The organism is Gluconobacter sp. Gdi, from assembly GCF_014132155.1.
In the GTDB taxonomy this organism is placed as follows: domain Bacteria; phylum Pseudomonadota; class Alphaproteobacteria; order Acetobacterales; family Acetobacteraceae; genus Gluconobacter.
In genome coordinates, this window is record NZ_BLJQ01000103.1 from 1 (window position 1) to 237 (window position 237).

The 237-nt window shown below is 53.6% G+C and carries 1 protein-coding gene; it reads left to right on the top strand.

Going from position 1 to position 237, the window contains the following annotated elements:
- Positions 1-237: transposase (locus JN414_RS16675; RefSeq protein ID WP_202208904.1), on the top strand; the 237-nt coding region annotated here is incomplete at both ends.

Below are 237 nucleotides of genomic sequence, written 5' to 3' on the forward strand. Positions count from 1 at the left end.
TGAAGAGCGGCTTGCCCGGCTGAGCGGGCTTGGTGATCAGCTCGAAGCATTTTCCCGGACTGTGGATTTTGAAGTCTTCCGCCCTGACCTGGAGAAGGCACTGGCGTATTCTGACGGAAGCAAAGGCGGACGACCGCCATTTGATCCGGTGCTGATGTTCAAAATTCTGGTGATCCAGACGCTCAACAATTTGTCTGATGAGCGGACGGAATATCTGATCAACGATCGCCTCTCCTT